General features: G+C 67.1%; 22 protein-coding genes and 1 riboswitch. Of the genes, 15 read left to right on the top strand and 7 right to left on the bottom strand.

Annotated features, from left to right (window positions below):
* Positions 1-3: 3 nt before the first annotated feature.
* From GOQ09_RS15285 to GOQ09_RS15270, 4 genes are all read left to right on the top strand, one after another.
* A complete protein-coding gene (locus GOQ09_RS15285) occupies positions 4-1,476 on the top strand; it encodes a malonyl-CoA decarboxylase (protein WP_157614276.1) in 1,473 nt (490 codons plus the stop codon).
* Between the two features lie 78 nt (positions 1,477-1,554).
* Positions 1,555-2,544: a Bug family tripartite tricarboxylate transporter substrate binding protein gene (locus tag GOQ09_RS15280; protein WP_157614274.1), complete on the top strand. Its 990-nt coding sequence runs from the start codon at positions 1,555-1,557 to the stop codon at positions 2,542-2,544.
* A complete protein-coding gene (locus GOQ09_RS15275) occupies positions 2,544-3,323 on the top strand; it encodes an enoyl-CoA hydratase/isomerase family protein (protein WP_157614272.1) in 780 nt (259 codons plus the stop codon). Before GOQ09_RS15280 ends, GOQ09_RS15275 begins: the two co-directional genes overlap by 1 nt.
* A gap of 12 nt (positions 3,324-3,335) precedes the next feature.
* On the top strand, positions 3,336-4,871 hold the full coding sequence (locus GOQ09_RS15270) for a malonate--CoA ligase (RefSeq protein WP_157614271.1): 1,536 nt from the start codon (positions 3,336-3,338) through the stop codon (positions 4,869-4,871).
* On the opposite strand, the gene GOQ09_RS15265 is transcribed toward GOQ09_RS15270, so the two are convergent.
* From GOQ09_RS15265 to GOQ09_RS15255, 3 genes are all read right to left on the bottom strand, one after another.
* Positions 4,868-6,580: a serine hydrolase gene (locus GOQ09_RS15265; protein WP_157614269.1), complete on the bottom strand. Its 1,713-nt coding sequence runs from the start codon at positions 6,578-6,580 to the stop codon at positions 4,868-4,870. The two genes, GOQ09_RS15270 and GOQ09_RS15265, sit on opposite strands and share 4 nt — an antisense overlap.
* Before the next feature lie 72 nt (positions 6,581-6,652).
* On the bottom strand, positions 6,653-7,714 hold the full coding sequence (locus GOQ09_RS15260; protein WP_157614267.1) for a phenylacetaldoxime dehydratase family protein: 1,062 nt from the start codon (positions 7,712-7,714) through the stop codon (positions 6,653-6,655).
* 18 nt (positions 7,715-7,732) lie between these two features.
* Positions 7,733-8,779 carry a carbon-nitrogen hydrolase family protein gene (locus GOQ09_RS15255; RefSeq protein ID WP_157614265.1) on the bottom strand — a complete coding sequence of 349 codons (1,047 nt, stop codon included), beginning with the start codon at positions 8,777-8,779 and terminating at the stop codon, positions 7,733-7,735.
* 179 nt (positions 8,780-8,958) lie between these two features.
* Here GOQ09_RS15255 and GOQ09_RS15250 point away from each other — a divergent pair, with 179 nt between their 5' ends.
* Positions 8,959-9,927 carry a helix-turn-helix domain-containing protein gene (locus tag GOQ09_RS15250; protein WP_157614263.1) on the top strand — a complete coding sequence of 323 codons (969 nt, stop codon included), beginning with the start codon at positions 8,959-8,961 and terminating at the stop codon, positions 9,925-9,927.
* A gap of 25 nt (positions 9,928-9,952) precedes the next feature.
* On the opposite strand, the gene GOQ09_RS15245 is transcribed toward GOQ09_RS15250, so the two are convergent.
* The 4 genes from GOQ09_RS15245 to GOQ09_RS15230 form a co-directional block, all read right to left on the bottom strand.
* Complete coding sequence (locus tag GOQ09_RS15245; protein WP_126749671.1) at positions 9,953-10,378, bottom strand: universal stress protein; 426 nt, start codon at positions 10,376-10,378, stop codon at positions 9,953-9,955.
* 105 nt (positions 10,379-10,483) lie between these two features.
* Entirely contained in the window at positions 10,484-11,305 is an 822-nt protein-coding gene (locus GOQ09_RS15240; protein WP_157614262.1) for a sulfite exporter TauE/SafE family protein, read from the bottom strand.
* Positions 11,306-11,587: 282 nt separating this feature from the next.
* Entirely contained in the window at positions 11,588-11,932 is a 345-nt protein-coding gene (locus GOQ09_RS15235; RefSeq protein WP_157614261.1) for a cell division protein ZapA, read from the bottom strand.
* Positions 11,929-12,153: a DUF904 domain-containing protein gene (locus GOQ09_RS15230; RefSeq protein WP_093023459.1), complete on the bottom strand. Its 225-nt coding sequence runs from the start codon at positions 12,151-12,153 to the stop codon at positions 11,929-11,931. The genes GOQ09_RS15235 and GOQ09_RS15230 overlap by 4 nt, the downstream gene beginning before the upstream one ends.
* Positions 12,154-12,325: 172 nt before the next feature.
* Positions 12,326-12,573, top strand: a riboswitch (cobalamin riboswitch).
* A 93-nt stretch (positions 12,574-12,666) separates the two neighbouring features.
* On the opposite strand from GOQ09_RS15230, the gene GOQ09_RS15225 reads away from it, so the two are divergent.
* From GOQ09_RS15225 to GOQ09_RS15180, 10 genes are read left to right on the top strand one after another with little or no spacing between them, the layout of a single operon-like run.
* Positions 12,667-14,610 (top strand): TonB-dependent receptor domain-containing protein, encoded by a 1,944-nt coding sequence (locus GOQ09_RS15225; RefSeq protein WP_157614260.1) that lies wholly within the window; start codon positions 12,667-12,669, stop codon positions 14,608-14,610.
* Between the two features lie 37 nt (positions 14,611-14,647).
* Positions 14,648-15,232, top strand: a complete 585-nt coding sequence (gene cobU, locus GOQ09_RS15220) for a bifunctional adenosylcobinamide kinase/adenosylcobinamide-phosphate guanylyltransferase (protein WP_431769278.1) — start codon at positions 14,648-14,650, stop codon at positions 15,230-15,232.
* Positions 15,229-16,101 (top strand): ABC transporter substrate-binding protein, encoded by an 873-nt coding sequence (locus GOQ09_RS15215; protein ID WP_431769277.1) that lies wholly within the window; start codon positions 15,229-15,231, stop codon positions 16,099-16,101. The genes cobU and GOQ09_RS15215 overlap by 4 nt, the downstream gene beginning before the upstream one ends.
* 19 nt (positions 16,102-16,120) lie before the next feature.
* Positions 16,121-17,131: a FecCD family ABC transporter permease gene (locus GOQ09_RS15210; RefSeq protein WP_157614259.1), complete on the top strand. Its 1,011-nt coding sequence runs from the start codon at positions 16,121-16,123 to the stop codon at positions 17,129-17,131.
* On the top strand, positions 17,128-17,910 hold the full coding sequence (locus tag GOQ09_RS15205) for an ABC transporter ATP-binding protein (RefSeq protein ID WP_157614258.1): 783 nt from the start codon (positions 17,128-17,130) through the stop codon (positions 17,908-17,910). Before GOQ09_RS15210 ends, GOQ09_RS15205 begins: the two co-directional genes overlap by 4 nt.
* Before the next feature lie 21 nt (positions 17,911-17,931).
* Positions 17,932-18,501 (top strand): cob(I)yrinic acid a,c-diamide adenosyltransferase, encoded by a 570-nt coding sequence (gene cobO / locus GOQ09_RS15200; protein ID WP_157614256.1) that lies wholly within the window; start codon positions 17,932-17,934, stop codon positions 18,499-18,501.
* 4 nt (positions 18,502-18,505) lie between these two features.
* Entirely contained in the window at positions 18,506-19,447 is a 942-nt protein-coding gene (cbiB, locus tag GOQ09_RS15195) for an adenosylcobinamide-phosphate synthase CbiB (protein WP_242630849.1), read from the top strand.
* The gene (locus GOQ09_RS15190) at positions 19,444-20,463 is read left to right on the top strand and encodes an aminotransferase class I/II-fold pyridoxal phosphate-dependent enzyme (RefSeq protein WP_157614254.1); all 1,020 of its coding nucleotides are present in this window, start codon (positions 19,444-19,446) and stop codon (positions 20,461-20,463) included. Before cbiB ends, GOQ09_RS15190 begins: the two co-directional genes overlap by 4 nt.
* Positions 20,464-20,492: 29 nt before the next feature.
* Positions 20,493-20,846 carry a CidA/LrgA family protein gene (locus tag GOQ09_RS15185; RefSeq protein ID WP_157616725.1) on the top strand — a complete coding sequence of 118 codons (354 nt, stop codon included), beginning with the start codon at positions 20,493-20,495 and terminating at the stop codon, positions 20,844-20,846.
* Positions 20,843-21,574 carry an LrgB family protein gene (locus GOQ09_RS15180; protein WP_157614252.1) on the top strand — a complete coding sequence of 244 codons (732 nt, stop codon included), beginning with the start codon at positions 20,843-20,845 and terminating at the stop codon, positions 21,572-21,574. Before GOQ09_RS15185 ends, GOQ09_RS15180 begins: the two co-directional genes overlap by 4 nt.
* The last annotated feature ends 35 nt before the right edge of the window (positions 21,575-21,609 follow it).

Genomic DNA, 21,609 nt, shown 5'->3' with positions numbered 1-21,609 from the left:
TCGATGAGTGCGACCGAATGGTTCCAGGCGCGGCTGCGTTCTGGCGACAAGACCGGCAGCAAGGTGCCCGTGGCGCCCGAGGGCGCCGCCCGCGGCGCGCCCAAGGCTGCCGCAAAACCCACCGTGCGCTCGACCGCCGAGCGCATGCAGGCCACCTTGCGCAAGGCCGACGAGGCGCTGTCGCCGCGCGCCTTGCGCCGCGTGCTCACGGCCTTGCAGTCGGTCATCGATCCACGCGTGAGCGAGGTCGAGGGCGGCCGGAGGGCGCACGCCATTGCACTCGAATACGCGGCCGCCACGCCGGAAGAGCGCCGTGACTACTGGGCGCTGATGAGCGAGCATTTCGCGGCCGATCCGCAAAAGCTCAAGTCGGCGCGCGACCAGCACCAGGCTGCCGTCGGAACGCCCGACGAAGGCCAGGCCGAATTGAAGCTGCGCCGGGCGCTGGTGTCGCCCCGCATGCGGCTGCTGCAGCGCTTTGCGGTAGAGCCCGAGGGCATGCGCTTCCTGGTCGACCTGCGCGCCGAGCTGCTGCCTTTTCTCAAGTCCGACAAGCGGCTGATTGCGCTCGATGCCGAACTGGAGCACCTGTTCTCCACCTGGTTCGACGTCGCGTTTCTCGAACTGCGCCGCATCGACTGGGATTCGCCGGCTTCGCTGATCGAGAAGCTGATCCGCTACGAGGCCGTGCACGACATCAAGAGCTGGACCGACGTGAAGAACCGGCTCGACGACAGCGACCGCCGTTGCTACGGCTTCTTCCATCCGCGGCTGCCCAACGAGCCGCTGATCTTCGTCGAGGTGGCGCTGGTCGACCGCATCAGCGACGGCATCATGCCGCTGCTCGACGAAACAGCCGTGCCCATTCAGCCGGCCAAGGCCACCACCGCGATTTTCTATTCGATCAGCAACACCCAGAACGGCCTGCGGGGCGTGAGCTTCGGCGATTCGCTCATCAAGCGCGTGGTCGAGACGCTGCAGGACGAGCTGCCGCGCCTGAAGATCTTTGCCACCCTCTCGCCCATTCCCGGCTTTCGAGCCTGGCTGGCCAAGAACGCCGCGGAACTGCTGCCGCGCCTGGACGAAAAGCGCGAGGCCGAACTCGGCCGCCTCGTCGGTTCGCTGCCCCCCACCGCCGAGCGCCTGCTTGCGGCGGTAGACGGCGCAGCCACGCTCGACGCCAAGTCGCCGCTGCGCCAATGGCTGCTGCAGGCGGCAGCCGAGTACCTGGGCCGCACGCTGATCGACGGCACGCCCGTCGATCCGGTAGCGCGTTTTCACCTGGGCAACGGTGCCCGGGTCGAGCGGCTCAACTGGGCTGGCGATCCGTCGCCCAAAGGGCAAAAGCAGTCTTATGGCCTCATGGTCAATTACCTCTACGATCTCAAGCGGCTCGACAAGCATCGCGCATGGTTGGCCGAAGGCAAGGTGGCGGTTTCGGGAGATGTCGAAAGCCTGTTCTTCAAAAAAGGCTGAGAGTTCTGAAAGAAAGTCCGGCGCGCGAGGCGTCGGCGGCCGCATGCCGCGGCATTCCACAACGACAGGAGATGACAGATGACTCAGGGTTTTCAACGACGCGACGTGCTGCGCCTGGGCGCAGCCGGTGCAGCCGTTCTGTGCGGCGGTGCGCGTGCGCAGGGGGGTAATTGGCCAACGCGGCCGGTCAACATGATCGTGCCGTTCCCGGCCGGCGGCGGCACCGACGCCTTTGCGCGCCCGCTCTCGGCGCAGTTCTCCAAGGTGACCGGGCAAACCCTGGTGATCGACAACCGCGGCGGCGCCGGCGGCACCGTGGGCGCAAGCATTGCGTCCAAGGCGCAGCCCGACGGCTACACGCTCTTCATGGGCGCGGTTCACCACGCGATCGCACCGTCGATCTACCCCAGGCTCGACTACGACATCGAAAAAGATTTCGTGCCCCTGATGCTGCTGGCCAACGTGCCGCAGGTGGTGGTGGTCAACCCCAGGCGCGTGACCGCCACCACGCTGCAGGAGTTCGTTGCCGCCGCCAAGCGCAACCCCGGCAAGCTCAACTACGGTTCGGCGGGTTCGGGCACCTCGCACCACCTGGCGGGCGAGCTGTTCAAGCTGCAGACCGGCACTTTCATCACGCACATTCCGTACCGCGGCGCGGGCCCGGCGCTGTCCGACCTGATCGCGGGAAATGTCGACCTGATGTTCGACGGCCTTGGCTCTTCCGCGCAGCACATCAAGGGCGGCCGCATCAAGGCGCTGATGGTGGCCGGCGCCAAGCGCAACCCGGCATTCCCCGACGTGCCCTGCGCCGCCGAGGTCGGCCTGCCCGACTACACCGTGACCACCTGGTACGGCCTGTGGGCCCCCAAGGGCACGCCCGCCGACATGCAGGCACGCATCGTCGACGAGATGAAGAAGGCGCTGGCAACCGATGAGCTCAAGGCCATCTGGGCGCAGAACGGCTCGGAGATTCCGAACCTCGCCATGGCCTCGTACGGCGGCTTCGTCAATTCCGAGGTCAAGCGCTGGGCGTCGGTGGCGAAAGCCTCGGGCGCCAAGCTCGAGTAATGGGCGAGAGCACGGTCTCATTGCGCCGCGAGGGCCCGGTAGCGTTCGTCACCTTGTCGAATGCGGGGCGCCTCAATGCGATGACGCGCGCCATGTGGCGCGAACTGCGGGCCGTGTTCGACGGCATCGGGCAAGCGGACGAGGCGGGGCTTCGGTGCGTGGTCATCAGCGGCGAGGGCGGTGCCTTCTGCGCGGGTGGCGACATCTCCGAATACCCGTCGTTCCGTTTCGACGAAAGCAGCTTGCGTGAATTCCACGAGAACGAAGTGTGGGCCGCCCTGCAGGCCATGCTCGATTGCCCGTTGCCCCTGGTCGCGCAGATCGAAGGCGCATGCATGGGGGCAGGCATCGAGATAGCGAGCTGCTGCGACATCCGGCTCGCGGGCGCGTCGGCGAAGTTCGGCGCGCCCATTGCCAAGCTGGGCTTTCCCATGGCGCCGCGGGAAGCCGCGCTGGTTCACGGCGCCATCGGCGATGTGCTCGCGCGCGACATGCTGCTGGCCGCCGGCGTGCACGGCGCCCAGCGGCTGTACGACGCCGGCTTTTTGCTGCAGGTGCTGCCCGACCATGAAGTGCCCGCCGCCGCGCAAGCGCATGCGGCGCGCATTGCCGCACTGGCACCGCGGGCCGCCCGGCTTCACAAGCGCACCTTCGCCATGCTGAAAGCCGGCGCGCAAACGACCGAGAGCCTGCTCGCAACCGCCTACGACTATGCCGACTCCGCCGAGCACCGCGAAGGCATTGCCGCCTTTCTTGCCAAGCGCAAACCGAATTTCTGAAGTACCTGCTCGATGAAGACGAAAGCCAACCCCAACCTGTTTGCCGCCTTGCGCGCGGCGTTTCCCGCCGACCTCGACGGCATTGCCGTCGAAACGGACAACGGCCTGTTCTATTCGTGGAGAGACCTCGACCGCGCGAGCGCGATGATCGCCAACCTGCTGGATGCGCTGGGCCTCGAAGAAGGCGCCCGCATCGCGGTGCAGGTCGAGAAGTCGGTCGAGGCGATGATCCTGTATCTCGCCACGCTGCGTGCCGGCTATGTGTTCCTGCCGCTCAACACCGCTTATCAAAGCGCTGAAATCGAATATTTCATCGGCAATGCCGAGCCTGCCGTGGTGGTGTGCACCAGCCGCAATGCCTCGTGGGTGGGCCCCATTGCCAATGCCGCCGGCACGCGGCACGTGTTCACGCTGGACGACGACCGCACTGGCACGCTGCTGGAGGTTGCCGCGCAGTGCAGCGACCAGCATGCGGTGGCGCACAGAAACGCAGACGACCTGGCCGCCATCCTCTACACCAGCGGCACCACCGGCCGCAGCAAGGGCGCCATGCTCACGCATGGCAACCTGCTGTCGAATGCCGAAGTGCTCAAGGACTACTGGGGCTGGACGAAGGGCGACGTGCTGATCCATGCGCTGCCCATCTTCCACGTGCACGGGCTCTTCGTTGCGTTGCATGGTGCGCTGCTCAACGGCAGCAAGATGATCTGGTTCTCGAAGTTCGACCCGAAGCGCGTGGTCGAAAAGCTGCCCGAAGCCACGGTGTTCATGGGCGTGCCTACGCTTTACGTGCGGCTGCTGGCCGAATCCGGCCTCACGCGCGAGGCGGTGCGCAACATGCGGCTGTTCGTTGCGGGTTCGGCGCCGCTGCTCATCGAAACCTTCGACGAATGGCGCGAGCGCACCGGCCACACCATTCTCGAGCGCTACGGCATGAGCGAAACGGTGATGCTCACCTCCAACCCCTACAACCCGGCGCAGGGCGAGCGCCGCGGCGGTACGGTCGGCTTTGCGCTGCCGGGCGTTCAACTGCGCGTTCGCGACGACAGCGGCCGCGACTGCACCACCGACGAGATCGGCAACATCCAGGTCAGCGGCCCGAACGTGTTCGTGGGCTACTGGCGCATGCCCGAGAAGACGAAAGAAGAGTTCACTGCCGACGGCTTCTTCAAGACTGGGGACGTCGGCAAGATCGACGGCCGCGGCTACATCACCATCGTCGGGCGCAGCAAGGACCTGATCATCAGCGGCGGCTACAACGTCTATCCCGCCGAGATCGAGGGCTACATCAACGAGTTGCCCGGCGTGGCCGAAAGCGCGGTGGTCGGCGTGCCGCACCCCGACTTCGGCGAGGTGGGCGTGGCCATCGTCATTCCCAAGCCGGGCGCCGCGCTGGATGCCGATGCCATCGTGGCCGAACTGAAGTCGAAGCTCGCGAACTTCAAGATACCGAAGCGCTGCTTCGTGGTGAACGAGCTGCCGCGCAACACGATGGGCAAGGTGCAGAAGGCGCTGCTGCGCGAGCAGCACAAGGGCCTGTTCGCCTAGTCTTTCGCCGCCTTCGGCGCTCTCGGTGCGAGGGCGGTGGTGCGGGGTTCATGAAAGATCATCGCGTCCACCACGCCGGGTGACGGCCGGCGGAACTCCACCCCGTAGCCTTCGAGCGTGTCGACGTTGAAGCTGCGTCCGCCGGCCGGAAGCAGCCGGTAGGTCGGCTGGCCCGGAACGGTCATGCCGAGCTGGCCCTCGGCGTCCAGCCTGATCTCGATGACGCGGCCACTGTGCAGGTAGTCGCCGGCGCACAAACGGCGAAATGCCGGGTCGAGCACGTCGCCGGCGGCAACGCGGCGAAACACGATGTCGTCCACCATCTCCTCGAGAGGAACCTCCACGCGATCGATGCGGCCCTGCCGGTCGTAGCGGAAGGTGAGGGTCCGGTTGCTGGGGTGCATCACCGTCGGCCGGTCGGGCGTGATGAACACGTCGTAGTGGCGGTGCTCCAGCGGCTCCTCGAAGCCGCGCCAACGCCAGGCAAGGCCGTCGGCAGCCTGTTCGATGTGGATTCGTCCGTACGCCGGATGCTCGTAGCCGCCCACATAGTCTTCCAGCGCGTGGCTCGGTCGGGTGCCGCTTCGGCGGACTTCCCCCTTGGCCTTCTTGTCGAGGCCGAGCTGTTCCACTGCCTGTTTGCGCCGCGGCGCCAGGCGGCCGAACCAGTCGACGGGCGTGCGGCCGCAAATGTGGTCGAGCAACGCGTAGGTGAGGATGGCGGTGAAGCCGCCCGGCGCCCGGTTGGTCAGCACCACCACGCCCGCGCGGCGTTCCGGCTGCATGGTCATGAGCGTGCTCCAGCCGGCCCAGGAGCCTGAATGCGCGATGGTGCGCTCGCCCCGGTACTGCTCGCAGAAAAGGCCGAGGCCGTAGTGCGAATCGCCGATCTCGGGAAATTCGGAGCGGCCCATGTGCACGCGCGGCGTGGTCATTTCGCGCAGCGCCTGGGCCGAAAGCAGCTGGCGGCCATCCACCTTGCCGCCGAGCAGGAAGCGCGCCCATTTCGCCAGGTCTGACACCGAAGCGTTGATGCCGCCCGCCGGCGTGGCGCGAATGGGCGAGAGCGGCGTGCGGTAGCGCTCGTCGCCATCCATCGCATGGGGGCGGGCGGCGTCTTCGGCGGCGCCAAGCGCCTCGATGGAAAAGCTGAAGTGGCTGAAGCCCAGGGGCTTCATCAAGCGTTCGGTGGTGAAGTCCTGGTAGCTCTGGCCGCTGATGCGCTCGGTGACCATTCCGGCGACCAGGTACCCGAGGTTCGAATACTGGAAGGTGTCGCGCAAGTCCTTGTTCGGTGCAAGGTGCCTGAGTGCGGCCAGCATCTGGGCATTGCTCAGGTCGCCGGGCATGTGGATCCAGTCGTGCCGCGGCAGGCCGCTGTGATGGCACAGCAGGTCGCGCACCGTCAGCCGTTCGGTCGCCACCGGGTCGTGCAGGCGAAATTCGGGAATCACCTCGCGCACCGGCCGCGACCATTCGAGCTTGCGCTCATCGACCAGCAAGCCCAACCCGGCCGCGGTGAACGACTTGGTGATCGAGCACAGCAGGAATTGCGTGTCCACCGTCACGGGCAGGCCCGTATCGGTGTCGCGCACGCCGTAGCCCTTGAGCACGGCAATCTCGCCGTCCTGGATCACGGCCAGGGCAAGCCCGGGTACTTTCCATTCCTGCATCGAGGCTTCGACGAGGCTGTCGAGTTCGCTCCACATGGTCGGGTCCTTGCCTTTGCTTGCGCTTGAATAGGGCCGCGCATCCTAAAGCAAATGCCCGAAACGCGGTCTCTAGGTGGTGGCCAATCCGTTCATGAGCCCGCTGCGCCCATGGCAGTTGATGTACTCGTAGCTCTGCTCGTCGGCCTTCAGTACCGACACCTCGTGGTACACGCGCAGCTGCAGCTGGAAGTTCAGCGCCTGCACGTAGCGCATGAAGCTGCCGAAGATCGCGACGTGCGTGGGGTGCGACTCGGCCCAGCGCTCCATGTCGGCGAGCGATCGCCAGAAGCTCAGGCCGAACGACTTTTCGAGCGGCGTGCCCTTGGCGTCGAGATGGCGCATGTAGCGGTTGCTGTAGCAGCCGATGTCCAGTCCCCGGTCGCGCAAGAACTCCATGCCCTCGCGCAGTACCGGTTCCATCTGCTCCAGGTAGAGCGTGCGTTCTTGGCCGGTGGTGTCGGCCCATTCCTGCCCGGAGCGGATCATCGCGATGTTCTCGTGGCCCGCGATGCGCACGCGCTGCCCCGGAGCCGGCGTACCGGCCATTACGGCGCGTGTGCCGGAGGGTGCCATGGCATCGGTCTGCGAAAGCGGAATGCGGTCGCGCATCGAACCCCAGTAGCCGTGCTCCTGCAGTTCGCCGCTCACGCCGCACATCACCACGCCCACGCCCTCGAGGCGGTCAGGTGTGTTGAACATGGTCTCGAAGTGCTCGACGCGCGGCGAAACGATTTCGCGGAAATAGCCAAGGCCGTCTGCCAGCCGCTCGTCGGAGCGCCACCACGCGTCGACCTCGGGCGCGGCGCACCAGCGTGCATGGGCTGCAGGGTCGTCCCAGTATGCGATGGCGATCATGTTGTCGTAGCCGTCGGCATCGACGTAGTGTGCGAAGTCGTGATGGCCCGGGCCGTCGGGCAGCGCGAAGCCGGCTGCGATCTTCATCAGCGCAGCGCATGCGCGGCCTTGCATATCGGCGCCGCGCGATTGCACGCCGAAGTAGCCCATTACCACCTGCCTGACCGCGGCATGTGCGCGTGCCGACCAGGCGGGGTAGGGCGGCGCGTAATCGTCCTCCACGCGGCGGTGACGCGTGCGTGGGCATTTCAGGTGCTCTGCAATGGCGGATTCCATGGCGTGGCTCCAGCGTGTTCAGGCGGCCAGCTGCTGGCGCGCCGCGACGGCCGGCTCGGGCGCGGCGACGATGGCTTCGAAGGCGCCGCCTTCGACTTCGGGCGTACGCTGCAGCACCACCGGTTCGCGTTTTGTCTTGTTCAGCAGCAGCTGCGTGACGTCCGGCCGCGAGTAGTGGCCGCTCGGGTCGGCCGCTGCCTTGGCGAGCGCAATCATTCCGAGGTCGATGTCCGCAATCACCAGCCCTTCCTGGTTTTCGGCCAGCGCCGTGCCGAGCGGGGAACCGTCGGGCGAGTAGATGCGTGCAAAGCCGCCGCCCACGCGCAGCAACTGCTGCTTGCCTGCATCGGTGCACATCAGCTCGCTCATTGCCGGTGAAACGGTGGCGCACGGCGCAATGACGAAGCATTGGCCTTCCGCCGCGTAAACCTGGCTGGCCGCATTGTTGAGCTCGGGGCCGAGGGCGAAGGCCGCACCGCGGTAGAGCGAAAAACTGGGCCATGCGCCGCAGTGGATCTGCTCGTTCTGCGCATACATCGCGTATTTGCTGAGCGGCTGCAGGTGCTCCCAGCACGAGAGCGATCCGATGTTGCCGATGGCCGTTTCGGCCACCGCAAGGTCGGAGCCGTCGCCCTCGCCGAACACGGTGCGCTCCACGTGCGTGGGCTTGAGCTTGCGGCGCGTCTGCACCGTGTTGCCCTGGTCGTCGATCAGCGCCTGCGCAATGTAGAGGCTGCCCGCGGCCTTTTCGCTGTAGCCAAGGGACACCCAGATCTTGTGCTTGCGCGCGGCATCGCGAATGCGATCGAACTCGCCCGAGCCGACGACCAGCGAGTTGTCGTGATAGCGCTGCACGAACTGCATGCCCCAGGCCGGCGAGTCGAGCCAGATCCACCAGGGGTACCCGGGCATCCAGGTTTCGGGAAAGGCGATGAGCTTCACGCCCTGGCCGGCCGCTTGGGCCATGAGGTCGATGGTCTTGTCGACGGTGCCGTCGAGATCGAGGAACACTGGCGCGGCCTGTACGGCGGCAACGCGAAGCTTGGGATGAACGGTGGCGGGCATGGCGGGTCTCCAGGAGCGGGGGTGGTGAAACAACTTCGCACACCTCGCACCGGGTTTGCGCGGTGGCATGCGGGTTGCTTCGAGCGTAGATTCGCCGCCGCGAAACCCCTTGACCCGAACTTGCGGCGTTCTTGTTCCAGCGTTGCATGCCGGCCTTTCAAGAAACCCGAGGAACCCCGATGAACCAGTTGTTCAGCACCGACGCCGTTCCCAGTGACCAGCGGCTCGCCTACTGGACCGACATGATCTGCAATGTGTACGTGCAGCTCGGGTGCGATGCGGTGCGCAAGGACGATTCCGGCAACTTCGAGGGCAGCATCCGTCAGCACACGCTGCCGAGCCTCGATGTGTCGGTGGTCAAGTCGGGCCCGCAGAAGGTCATGCGCACGCCGGGGCACATCTCGCGGTCGGGCGACGATTACTTCCTGGTCAGCATCCAGGCGCGCGGCCAAGGCGTGGTGCGGCAGGACGGGCGCGACGCGGTCTTGGCGGCGGGCGACTTTGCGCTGTACGACAGCACGCGGCCCTACGAACTGCTGTTCGACAACGCCTTCGAGCAGATCGTGCTCAAGCTGCCCGGCGAACGCCTGCGCGGCGAACTGCACGACACCGAAGCACTGACGGCCACCACCGTGTCGGGACGCGAAGGCGCGGGGCACCTGCTGCTGGGCATGATCCGCACCCTGCGTGAAGACATCGACACCTTGCAGCCTGCATCGGCGCTTGCGGTGGCCAACGGGGTGCAGAGCATCCTGGTGGCAGGGCTGCAAACGCTGCCCGCGGCACGCGCGCCGGGTCTCAGCAATCTCACGGCCTACCACCTGGCCCGCGTGAAGCGGCGCATCGACGAACAGTTGGCAGACCCATTGCTGTCGGTGGGCAGCCTTGCGGCGGAACTGGGCGTTTCAGCGAGCCACATTCACCGCATCTTCAAGAGCGAGCCGCTCACGCCTTCGCAGTACATCTGGGAGCGCCGGCTCGAAGCCTGCAGCCGCGACCTGCTCGAGCCGCGCCTTGCCGGACGCCCGGTGGCCGAAATCGCCTACGGCCGTGGCTTCAACGGCGCGGCGCATTTCAGCCGCGCATTCCGCGAACGCTTCGGCTGCTCGCCGCGCGAGTGGCGGCAGCAGCGCGTTCAACAACAATAAAAAAGAGGGCGCGGCCTTCGCCGGATTACTGCACCAGCAGCACCGAGGTGTCGGTCTCGGAAATGACCTTGGTGGCCACCGAGCCCATCAGCGCGCGGCCGAAAATGCCGTGGCCGTGGGTGCCCAGCACAATCAGCTGGGCATGCGCGGCAGTGGCCGACTTGAGGATTTCCTCGGCCGCATGGCCGTGGCGCTGGTCGACAGTGAAGTTGCTCACGTTGTTCTGCGCGAGCAATGCCTTCACGGGGTCGAGCACCTTGGCGCTTTCTTCAGCGTAGTAGTCATCGACCACCTGTTTGCTCAGGTGGCGCGCCACATGGCCGTGGACGCCGGTGCACACATGCACGATGACCAGCTCATGCCCGTCCACGAACATGGCGCGGTTGGCGAGCAGGTAGTTGAGCGCCTTTTGCGTATAGGCGCTGCCGTCGACTGCGATGAGGATTTTCATGAGGCCGGTTATACGGCCCGCGCTTGCCTGCCGCAACGGGTCTCACCCAAGACCCGAGGGGCTTTCACTTCAACAGCCGCGCAGTGTGCGAAGCTGCGCGATGGCTCAGCCCTGCAGGCCCTTCCAGAGCATGTAGGCGGCCAGCAGGTACAAGATGCTCGCGAACACGCGCTTGAGCTTTTTCACCGGCAGGTTGTGGGCCGCCTTGGCACCAAGCGGAGCCGTAAGCACGCTGCACACCGCAATGACCGCGAGCGCCGGCAGCCAGATGTAGCCGAAGGCGCCATCGGGCAGGCCCTGCACCGACTGTCCGCTCACCACATAGCCCAGCACGTTGGCCACCGCGATCGGAAAGCCGAGCGCGGCGCTGGTGGCCACGGCGTTGTGAATGGAGATGTTGCACCACGTCATGAACGGCACGCTGACGAAGCCGCCGCCCGCACCCACCAGCCCCGAGATGAAGCCGATGGCGCCGCCCGCCGACAACTGGCCGGCCGTACCCGGCATCTGCCGCGTGGGCTTGGGCTTGCGGTCAAGAAACATCTGCGTGGCCGAGAAGCCCACGAACAGCGCGAACACGATCGCCAGCACGGTGCCCTTGAGCAGTGCGAACACGCCCAGGCTGCCCAGCAGGCTGCCGATGACAATGCCGGGCGCCAGGCGCCGGACGATGTCCCAGCGCACCGCGCCGCGCTTGTGGTGCGCGCGCACGCTCGACACCGAAGTGAAGATGATCGTTGCCATCGAGGTGGCAATGGCCATCTTCACGGCCAGATCGGAAGCCACCCCGCGGTGCCCCATGATGATCGTGATGAACGGCACCATGAGCATTCCGCCCCCGATGCCGAGCAAGCCCGCCAGAAAACCGGTGCCCAGGCCGAGTGCGGCCAATTCGGCGATCAGGAGGGGGTCGAGCAGGGAGTTCACGCAGCGGAGCCTTGAAAAAAAGCAACGGCCCCGTGCAGCGCATGCCGGGGCCGTTTGAACGGAAAAAGGTGTCTGCAAGTGGGCGCCGAACCCGCATCCTGAACCAGGGTTCAGGTGGGCGAGGGCAGCAAGGCTTCGGGTTCATCTGACGCGAGATGATCACGCCCGCCAAGCGATGTACCAAGCCCGGCTCCGGAGAGCATTGGAACAAGGAAATATTAAGCCCGACGCGCACCGCAGACAGTTCGGATTTTACGCCCCTCACGGGCCGGGCGCCTCTGTTCAGAGTAAATGGTCATCGCCCGCAAGGGCTTGATCGAGTTTCTGAATGAGCTGGGCGGCCTTCGCGTCGCCCTCGCCGGCATCTGCGGTGGGCACCGCGGTTGCCGGGGCGGCCGTCGATGCCGGTGCGGCTGCCGCGGCCGCCTGCTGGGCGGCCAGGTCGAAGGCCAGGTTGAGCGAAGCAAGCACGGCAATGCGGTCGCGGGCCTTCACCTTGCCCGCATCGCGGATCTTGCACATGGCCGCATCCACCCGGTCGACAGCCTCGCGCAACTGCGCCTCGCCGCCCTCGGGGCAGCCGAGCAGATAGCTCTGGCCCATGATCTGAACTTCAATCTGCTTCATGCGGGGGAATCTTCGGAAGGTGGTTCGGCCGGGAGCCGCTCGAGCAGGGCATCGAGGCGCGTGCGGGCCGCGGCGAGCCGCGACTTCAGCGCATCGCGCTCGCGCGTGAGCGCTTCGACCTGCTCCTGCAGCAGCGCATTGGTGCGCTGCACCTCTTCATGACGCACGAGCAGGCGTTCCACACGCTCGGCGATCTGGTCGATGGGGCTGGAGGCGGGCATGGTTGGCGATTGTAGTTTCCCAGGGAGGCGGTCCCCCGTGGCGCCGAGCGCCGCGTAGGACCGGGACGGATTCTGCGGCCTGCACGTTGCTCTTTCCAAGTTTTCCGATGCAAAGCGGGCAACAGTCTGCGCAACTTTTGGCTTACTGCGCCTGCGGCAACCGGGAGAAGCCCTAGAATCCCGCCCGTTGGTGCCTGCGTCGTGGTTCACACGCCGCGGTTCAACGGGAAGCAGGAGTGAACGCCCCCCGGACACGGGACAAGGCCGAAGCCGCCTGCGCTGCCCCCGCAACGGTCAAGCAGTCGACGCCATGCGCGTCAACCTCATCCATCAAGCCACTGGGTGCCCTGAAACAGGCGCCTGGGAAGGCGGTGAGGTCGCACTGCCAGCCCGGATACCGGCCAACGAGGCGGCTGCCGCATGCGCGATCGATTCGCGCGCATGAAGCAGCCATTGCGCCCAAACGCTGGCGGGGAGGCCGGCGACGGGCATAGACGTTCGTTCGGTCCATTCATGATTTCCTGCGTTTCCCTTTCCCTCGGCCGTGTTCCTGCGCGCCGTCGCCGCCTTGCCTGCTTGCCGCTCGCGCTGGCCTCCGCTTTCGGCGGCCTGGCGCTGATCCAGCTGCCCTCGGCAGCGCACGCCCAGCAAGAAGCGCCCGCGCTGGGCGAAACCGTGGTCACGGCCAACCGCACGCCGCAAGCCCTGTCGGACCTGGTGGGCGACGTGTCCATCATCGACCGCCAGACCATCGAGCGCAGCGGCGCCGTCGGCGTGGCCGACGTGCTGGCGCGCCTGCCCGGCATCGAGATGACGCGTAACGGCGGCCCCGGCAGTACCACCAGCCTGTTCATCCGCGGCGCAGACACGCGCTTCACCGCCGTGTACATCGACGGGGTGCGCATTGATTCGCAATCGACCGGCGGCGCCGGCTGGGAGGGCATTCCGCTTGCGCAGATCGACCGCATCGAAGTGCTGCGCGGCCCCGCTGCGGCGGTGTACGGCTCCGACGCCGTGGGCGGCGTGGTCCAGCTCTTTACCCGGCGCGGCGAAGAAGGCGTGGCGCCCTATGCGGGCGTGGGCTTCGGCAGCCATGGCCTTCGCAAGGCCGAAGCGGGCGTGAGCGGGAAGTCGGGCGCGTTCGACTATTCGCTGGGTGTTGCGCATGAAGAGAGCAAAGGCTTCAACGCGCTGCCGATCGAAAAGCGCACGCCCTCCAGGGACGGCCTGACCGACCCTGACCGCGACGCATACCGCAACGACTCGGGCAACCTGCGGCTGGGCTACCAGATCAACCCGGCCCAGCGGCTCGAGGCCACGCTGCTCTACAGCGACACCGAAGCGGGCTACGACTCGCCGGTGAGCGCCAGGACGCGGCCGCCGATCCGGTTTACCAACGACGTTTCGCAGAACACGCTGCGCACGGCGGGGCTTTCATGGTCCGCCAAGTGGAACGACATCTACAGCACGCGCGTGCAGGTGACCGATTCGCAATCGGTCTACAAGACGCAGCCTTCGTTCTACCGCACCGAAACCAACCTTCGCGGCTACCTGTTCCAGAACGAATTGCGCTTCGGCCCGCATCTGGTGACGGCCACCCTCGAGCGCCGTGAAGACGCGCTCGAGAACGCGCCGACCACCTTTACCGGCCTGCTTTCGCGCAAGCGCTCGCAGGACGCGGTTTCGCTGGGCTACGGTTTCGTGCAGGGCGCGCATTCGCTCCAGCTGCATGTGCGGCATGACGACGACAGCGAATTCGGCGGCAAGACCACCGGCAGCGCCGCCTACGGCTACGCCATCACGCCGAAGCTGCGCGCCACCGTGTCGGCCGGAACCGCATTCCGCGCCCCCACGCTGTACCAGCGCTTCAGCGAATACGGCACGCCCGCCCTCAAGCCGGAGTCGAGCCGCAACGTCGAGCTTGGCTTGCAATACGCCGACGGCGGCACGCATGCGGGCATCGTCGTGTACCAGAACCGAGTCAACGACCTGATCGTGTTCGACGGCGGGGCCACGAATTGCGATTCCGGCTTTGGCTGCTACGCCAGCACGGCGCGTGCGCGCTACCGGGGCATCACGCTTTCCGGCGGCCACCGCATCGGCGACGTGACGCTGCGCGCATCGATGGACTTCCAGGATCCGCGCGACCTGGAAACCGACAACCTGCTCGCACGCCGCGCGCGCCGCCACGGCACGCTGGGCGCCGACTGGCGCATTGCCGGCTGGACACTGGGCGCCGAGGTGCAATCGTCGAGCAAGCGCTTCGACGACGCGGCCAACACCCGCACGCTGAGCGGCTATACCGTGCTTAACCTCGTGGCCAGCACGCAGATCACGCGCGACATCGGCCTGGTGGCGCGCGTCGACAATGTGGGCGACAAGGACTACACGCTGGCACGCGGCTACGCCACCGGCGGCCGCAACGCCTACATCGGCCTGAAGTGGACGCCGCACTAAGCACGCTTTGCCGCCGGCAACCCCGAAAGGAAGAAAGATGCCCATGACCATTGCGCATGAATTCATCCTCGGGGGCCAGAAGAGCGGCAAGTCGCGCCGCGCCGAGCAGCGCGCCATCGACTGGATGGCCGAGGCGCCCGCTGCGCGGCGCGCCGTGCTCATAGCCACCGCCCAAGCCTTCGACGACGAGATGCGCGAGCGCATCGCGCGCCACCAGGCCGACCGCGCCCGGCGCGTGCCAGCCATGCGCACCGTGGAAGAGCCGGTGGAACTGGCGCGCGCCATCGTCTCCGAGAGTGCGCCCGAAACGCTGGTGGTGGTCGACTGCCTCACGCTCTGGCTTACCAATTTGCTGATGCCGCTGCGCTCCGAGGGCGCCAAGCCGGCCACGCGCACGCCCGCGGCGCACGTCGCCATGCTGCTCATCGCGCTGCGAGAGGCGCGCGGGCCGGTGGTGCTGGTTGGCAACGAAATCGGGCTGGGCGTGATTCCGCTCGGCCGGGAAACGCGTGCCTTCGTCGATACGCTGGGCCGCATGAACCAGGAAGTGGCGGCCGCATGCCATCGCGTCACGCTGATGGCGGCCGGGCTGCCGTTGACCTTGAAGGCGCCTGCCGCATGAAGATGAAGCACTGGATTCGATTTTTTTCCGCCGTACTCGGCCTTGGTGTTCTTTCGCTGGCCGCGCACGCTCTTGAAGTAACGGACGAGCGCGGCGTCGCCGTGACGCTGCCGCAGCCGCCGCAGCGCATCGTCACGCTGCTGCCGTCGTTGACCGAAGGGGTCTGCGCGCTCGGTGCCTGCTCGCGGCTGGTGGGTGTCGACAACTATTCCAATTCGCCGAGTGCGGTGCGCGCGTTGCCGCAGCTGGGCGGGGGGCTCGACCCCAATGTCGAGGCCATCGTGGCGCTGCGGCCCGACGCGGTGCTGCTTGCCAAGTCGTCCCGCGTGACGCAGCGGCTCGAAGCGCTCGGCCTCAAGGTGGTGGTGCTCGAACCCAAGAGCCATGCCGACGTGCGGCGCGTGCTCGGCAAGCTCGACCAGGTGCTTGGCACCCGCGAGGCGCCGAACGTGTGGCGCGTGATCGACGCCAGCGTGTCGGCTGCGGCGCAATCGCTGCCCGACCGCGCGAAGGGCCTGCGCGTGTACTTCGAGGTCAACAGCGCGCCGTTCGCGGCCGGCGAGTCGTCGTTCATCGGCGAAACGCTCACGCGGCTGGGTGCGAAGAACATCGTGCCGGCGTCGCTCGGGCCGTTTCCCAAGCTCAACCCCGAATACGTGGTGCGCGCCAATCCCGATCTCATCATGGTCAGCGTGCGCAGCGCGCAGGGGCTGGAACAGCGCCCGGGCTGGGGCGGCATCCGTGCGGTGCGCGAAGGCCGCATCTGCCGCTTCAGCGCCGACGAGTCGGACGTGCTCGTGCGCCCCGGCCCGCGTATGGACGAGGCTGCGCGGTTGATGGCACGCTGCCTGGCGGAAAAGGCCGGCTGAAAAGCCGCAAGAATTCTTCATGCACACGCACCATCAGCGCAGGGTCTGGTTCTTCGGCATTGCCTTGCTCGGCTTGGGCATTGTGTTCGCGCTGATCGGGCTGGGCATCGGCAGCACCGGCTTCGAAAGCCTGCTGGCGGCATGGCGCGATCCGGTGGCACTGCAGATCGTGTGGGACATCCGGCTGCCGCGCACGCTGGGCGCCTGGCTCGCGGGCGCGCTGCTCGGGCTTGCGGGCGCGGTGGCACAAGGTTTGTTCCGCAATCCGCTCGCCGACCCTTATCTGCTCGGCAGCGCCTCGGGCGCTTCGCTTGGCGTGGCAGTGGCGCTCATGCTGTTCGGCGGCTCGGTCGCAAACATGCAATGGGCATTGCGCCTTGGCCTTACCGGCGCGGCTTTCGTGGGGGCGGTGCTCGCAGTCATGCTCACGCTGGTGCTCGCGCGCGGCGTGCAGCAGACGCTTCGGCTGCTGCTGGCGGGCGTGATCGTCGGCGTGGTGCTCGGCGCCGCCAAGGACCTGATCACCATCGCCTCGGCCGATGTCCTGCAGGCCATCCAGGGCTTCATTCTCGGCAGCACGGGGTTGGTAGGCTGGAGCGCTTGTGCTGTCATGGCGGCAGTGGGCTTGGTGTGCCTGTTGCTGGGCTGGGCGCTTGCACCGGTGCTCGACGGCCTTTCGCTCGGAGAAGCGACCGCAAGGAGCCTGGGCTTGCCGCTGGGCGCCATGCGCGCCGCGCTGGTGGTTGTGCTCGCGTTGGCCACCGGCGCCGCTGTGGCGCAGACCGGCCTGATCGCTTTCGTGGGGCTGGCTTCGCCGCACCTGGTGCGCTCGGTGGTCAAGACCACGCATGCCGGATTGATCGTGTTGTCGACGGGCATGGGCGGACTGCTGCTGATGTCCGCCGACCTCGCCGCGCGCTGGCTCATTGCCCCGCAGGAACTGCCGGTGGGCGTGCTCACCGCCGTGCTCGGCGGCAGCTATCTGCTGTGGCTGATGCACAGGCGCAGCGCGCGGCGAGGCGTGGCATGAGCGGCCGCATTCCCGCGATCGAGGCACGCGGCTTGAGCGCCACGCTCGGCAGCACCGAGGTGCTGCACGGCATCGACCTTCAGCTGGGCGCCGCGCGATGGACCAGCATCGTCGGGCCGAACGGCGCGGGCAAGTCGACCTTGCTCAAGGCGCTTGCGGGCCTGCTTCCGCACCGTGGCGAGGTTTTCCTTTTCGGCGAGCCGGCGGCCAGGGTGCCGGGCCGCACTCGCGCTCAACGCCTTTCATGGCTGGGCCAGAGCGGCGCGGCGGGCGAGGGCAGCGCCGACGACTTGATGGTCTACGACATTGCGATGCTCGGCCGCTTGCCGCACCAGCGCTGGCTTGCAGCACCGAGCGCGGAAGACCGCGAAGCCGTGGAAAGAGCATTGCGCAGCACGCAGGCCTGGGAGTGGCGCGAACGGCCGCTGGGCCAGCTCTCCGGCGGCGAACGGCAGCGCGTGCTGATGGCGCGCGCGCTCGCGGTCGAGGCCGAGCTGCTGCTCATGGACGAGCCCCTCGCCAATCTCGACCCGCCCCACCAGGCCGACTGGATGCAGACCGCGCGTGCACTGGTGGCTGAAGGCCGCACCGTGGTCAGCGTGTTGCACGAACTGCCGATGGCACTTGCGGCCGACGAGCTGGTCGTGATGAATCATGGCCGCGTGGTGCACCACGGCGGCAGCAGCGACCCTGCCACCCATGCAGCGCTCGAGCAGGTGTTCGACCATCGCATTCGTGTGCATCGCGTGGCGGACCAGTGGATTGCATTGCCGAATTGAACGACTTCAGAACACCACACCATGCAGATCGAAACTCCCCCCAGCGACAAGCCCTACGACAAACCCGAGGGCGAGCGCCGCGGCATCGTCATCGTCAACACCGGTGACGGCAAGGGCAAGAGCACCGCTGCCTTCGGCCTGGCGCTGCGCGCCCACGGGCGCGGCAAGGCAGTGAAGATCTACCAGTTCATGAAAGTGCCCTCGGCACGTTTCGGCGAGCACCGCATGTTCGAGCAGATCGGCATTCCCATCGAAGGCCTGGGCGACGGCTTCAGCTGGAAGAGCCAGGACCTGGAGCGTTCGGGCCAGCTGGCGCGCGACGGCTGGGAAAAGGCCAGGGCGGCCATTCTTTCGGGCGAGTTCTTTCTGGTGGTGCTCGACGAGATCACCTATCCGCTGATCTACGGCTGGCTGCCGCTCGAAGGCGTGCTCCAAACGCTGCGCGAGCGGCCGAAGCATGTGCACGTGGTGCTCACCGGCCGTCGCTGCCCGCCCGAGATCGTCGAGCTGGCCGACACCGTGACCGACATGACCATGGTCAAGCACGCCTTCAAGGCCGGGATTCCCGCACAGCGCGGCATCGAGGATTGAGCCATTGGCTGCCGCGGCCGTCTTGTGGCTTGCGCTGGCCATCGACCGTTGGCTGGGCGAGCCGGCGGCGCGCTGGCACCCCGTGGTGTGGGTGGGGCACTACCTTGGCTGGTTCGGCTCCCGCCTCGCGCCGCTCGCGGCCGATGCAAGGCCGCGCGATCTGCCGCTGTTCCTGAAGGGCGCGCTGGTCTGGTGCGTTGGTGCATTGGTGGTTGGCGCCATGGCTCTGACGGTGCAGGCAACCGCACTGCTATGGCTGCCCGGCTGGGCGACCGCCGTAGTGCTTGCATTTGCATTGAAGCCGCTCTTCGCATGGCGCATGCTGCGCAATGAAGTGCTTGCCGTGGAGGCGGCGCTCGCGGTCTCACTGGAGGCGGGGCGTGCGCAGCTCGCCCGGCTGGTAAGCCGGGACGTCTCCATCCTCAGCGAAAGCGAAGTGCGCGAAAGCGCCATCGAGTCGCTGGCCGAGAACCTCAACGATTCACTGGTAGCGCCGCTGTTCTGGTTTGTGCTGCTGGGCTTGCCGGGCGCCGCGGTCTATCGCTTCGCGAACACGGCGGATGCGATGTGGGGCTACCGCGGCGAGCGCGGTGGCCGCGACTGGACATGGTTCGGCAAATGGGCCGCGCGCGCGGACGACGTGCTTTCGTGGCTGCCGGCCCGGCTCACCGTGCTGCTGCTTGCGCTCGCCGCGCGGCGGTGGCCGCGCGGGCTGGCGCTGGAGGCGCGCCGCACGCCTTCGCCCAACAGCGGCTGGCCGTTGGCGGCGATGGCATTGCTGCTTGGTGTGCGGCTGGCCAAGCCCGGCGTGTACGCGTTGAATGCGGAAGGGCGGCGCGCCGAAGCGGCCGACACGCAGCGCGCGGCGCAGCTGGGCGGCAGGGCCGCGCTGGCGCTGGCGGCGTGTGCATCATTGGCGATCTTCGCCATTGCGAGGTCGGCATGACACTGGACCGAACGACACCGACCCATGCGCTGCACGGCGGCCCCGATGAGGCCGGTGCGGCGCGGCACGATTTCTCGACCAACGGCAACGCCGCGGGCCCGTGCCCTGCCGTTCTGGCAGCGTTGCGCGCAGCCGATGCAGCGCACTATCCAGACCCGGCCTACACGTCCCTGCGCCGCACATTGGCAGTCTTTCACGGTGTGGCCGCCGAACGCGTGGTGATTGCGGCAAGCGCGAGCGAATTCATCCATCGCATCAGCGCCGCATGGGCGCAGGGCGGCGGACTGGAGGCCTGCCTGCCGCTGCACAGCTACGGCGACTACGAGCGTGCGGCATCGGCGTGGGGCTTGCAGGTGTTGCGCACCGCCGAGCCGCGGGGAAAGCCGGCACTGCGCTGGTGTTGCGAGCCCTCGAGCCCGCTGGGTCAGGCCGATCTCGTGCCGCACATGGACACAGTCGACGCTTGCGTGCTCGACATGGCCTACGAACCGCTGCGTCTCGAAGGCCGGGCGTCGTTCGACGCGGCACAGCGCGATCGCGTCTGGCAGCTGTGGACGCCGAACAAGGCGATGGGCTTGACCGGCGTTCGCGCTGCCTACGCCATCGCACCCGAAAAAGACCAGGCCGCGGCCCTGAATCAACGCATCGAGCAACTGTCACCTTCATGGCCCATCGGCGTGCACGGCGTGGCGCTGCTCGAAACCTGGGTCGGCGACGAAGCCCAGGCGTGGCTCGCGCAAAGCCTGAACACCTTGCGGGCATGGAAGGCGCGGCAGCGCACCCTCTGCGAATCGCTGGGATGGGAGTGCCTGCCGAGCGACGCCAACTTTTTCTGCGCGCGCACCGATGTGCCGTATCCGAAGCTGGCCTCGGCATTGCGCGCTGAAGGCGTCAAACTGCGCGACTGCGCATCCTTCGGCCTGCCCGGCCACGTGCGGCTGGGCGTGTTGCCGCCGCAAAGCCAACAGGCACTCAAAGAGGCCTGGACACGAGCGGCAGAAGCAGCCGAACATTGAGCAGAAGCAAGCAAGAATCCACCGCCACCATGCTCTACGCCATCACCACGCTCTTTCTTTGCCAATTGGCCGGCGAACTGCTCGTGCAGTGGCTCTCCCTGCCGATCCCCGGTCCGCTGATCGGCATGCTGCTGTTGTTCGTTGCGCTGCTCGTGCGCGGCGCCGTGCCCGAGGCATTGAGCGAGACCTCCGGCCATCTGCTGCGCAACCTCATGCTGCTGTTCATTCCCGCTGTGACCGGTGTCATGCTGCATTTCGAGCGGGTGGGGCGCGAGTGGCTGCCATTTCTTGCCGCCGGCATTGTGGGTGCGGCCTTCACCATGACGGTGACCGCGCTCACGCTGCGCTGGATGATCCGCATCACGGGCAAGGAGGCTGAATGACTGCGCCGGCAAAGCTGTCCGAGATCTGGGTCTTTCTTGCGCAGTCGCCGCTGCTCTGGCTGTCTCTCACGCTGCTGGCCTACCTGGGCGCGCTGTGGCTGCACAAGCGCAGCGGCAGCAGGCCGCTGGTCAATCCGGTGCTGGTGTCGGTCGTCGTCATCGTCACGGTGCTGCTCGTCACGCGCACGCCCTACGACACGTATTTCGAGGGTGCCAAGTTCGTGCACTTTCTCATCGGGCCAGCCACTGTGGCGCTCGCCGTGCCGCTCTACGGCCAGCTCGCACGGCTGCGTCGGCTGTGGCTGCCGATCGGTGTGGCGCTGCTGGTTGGCTCGGTGGCGGCCATTGTCTCGGCCATCGGCATTGCCTGGGTGCTGGGCGGCTCGCATGAGCTGATGATGTCCCTCGCGCCCAAGTCGGCCACCATGCCGATTGCAATGGGCGTGGCCGAAAAGATCGGCGGGCTGCCCTCGCTCGCCGCGGTGGCCGCTGCCGTCGCGGGCATCTCGGGCGCCATCATGGCAACCGGCCTGCTGAACCTGCTGCGCATCAAGGAGCCCGCTGTGCGCGGCTTTGCAGTAGGCATGGCGGCGCACGGCATCGGCACCGCGCGCGCCATCCAGGTGAATGAAACGGCAGGTGCCTTTTCGGCCCTGGCACTGGGGCTGAACGGCATTGCCACGGCGCTGCTGGTGCCGTTGCTGGTCAAGCTGCTGGGCGTTTTCTGACCCGGGATTTCTGACGCAGAATGGCGCTCCCATCG

The organism is Variovorax paradoxus (assembly GCF_009755665.1).
In the GTDB taxonomy this organism is placed as follows: domain Bacteria; phylum Pseudomonadota; class Gammaproteobacteria; order Burkholderiales; family Burkholderiaceae_C; genus Variovorax; species Variovorax paradoxus_G.
The sequence above is the reverse complement of the archived record's forward strand: the minus strand, read 5'-3'. Positions and strand labels throughout refer to the sequence as shown.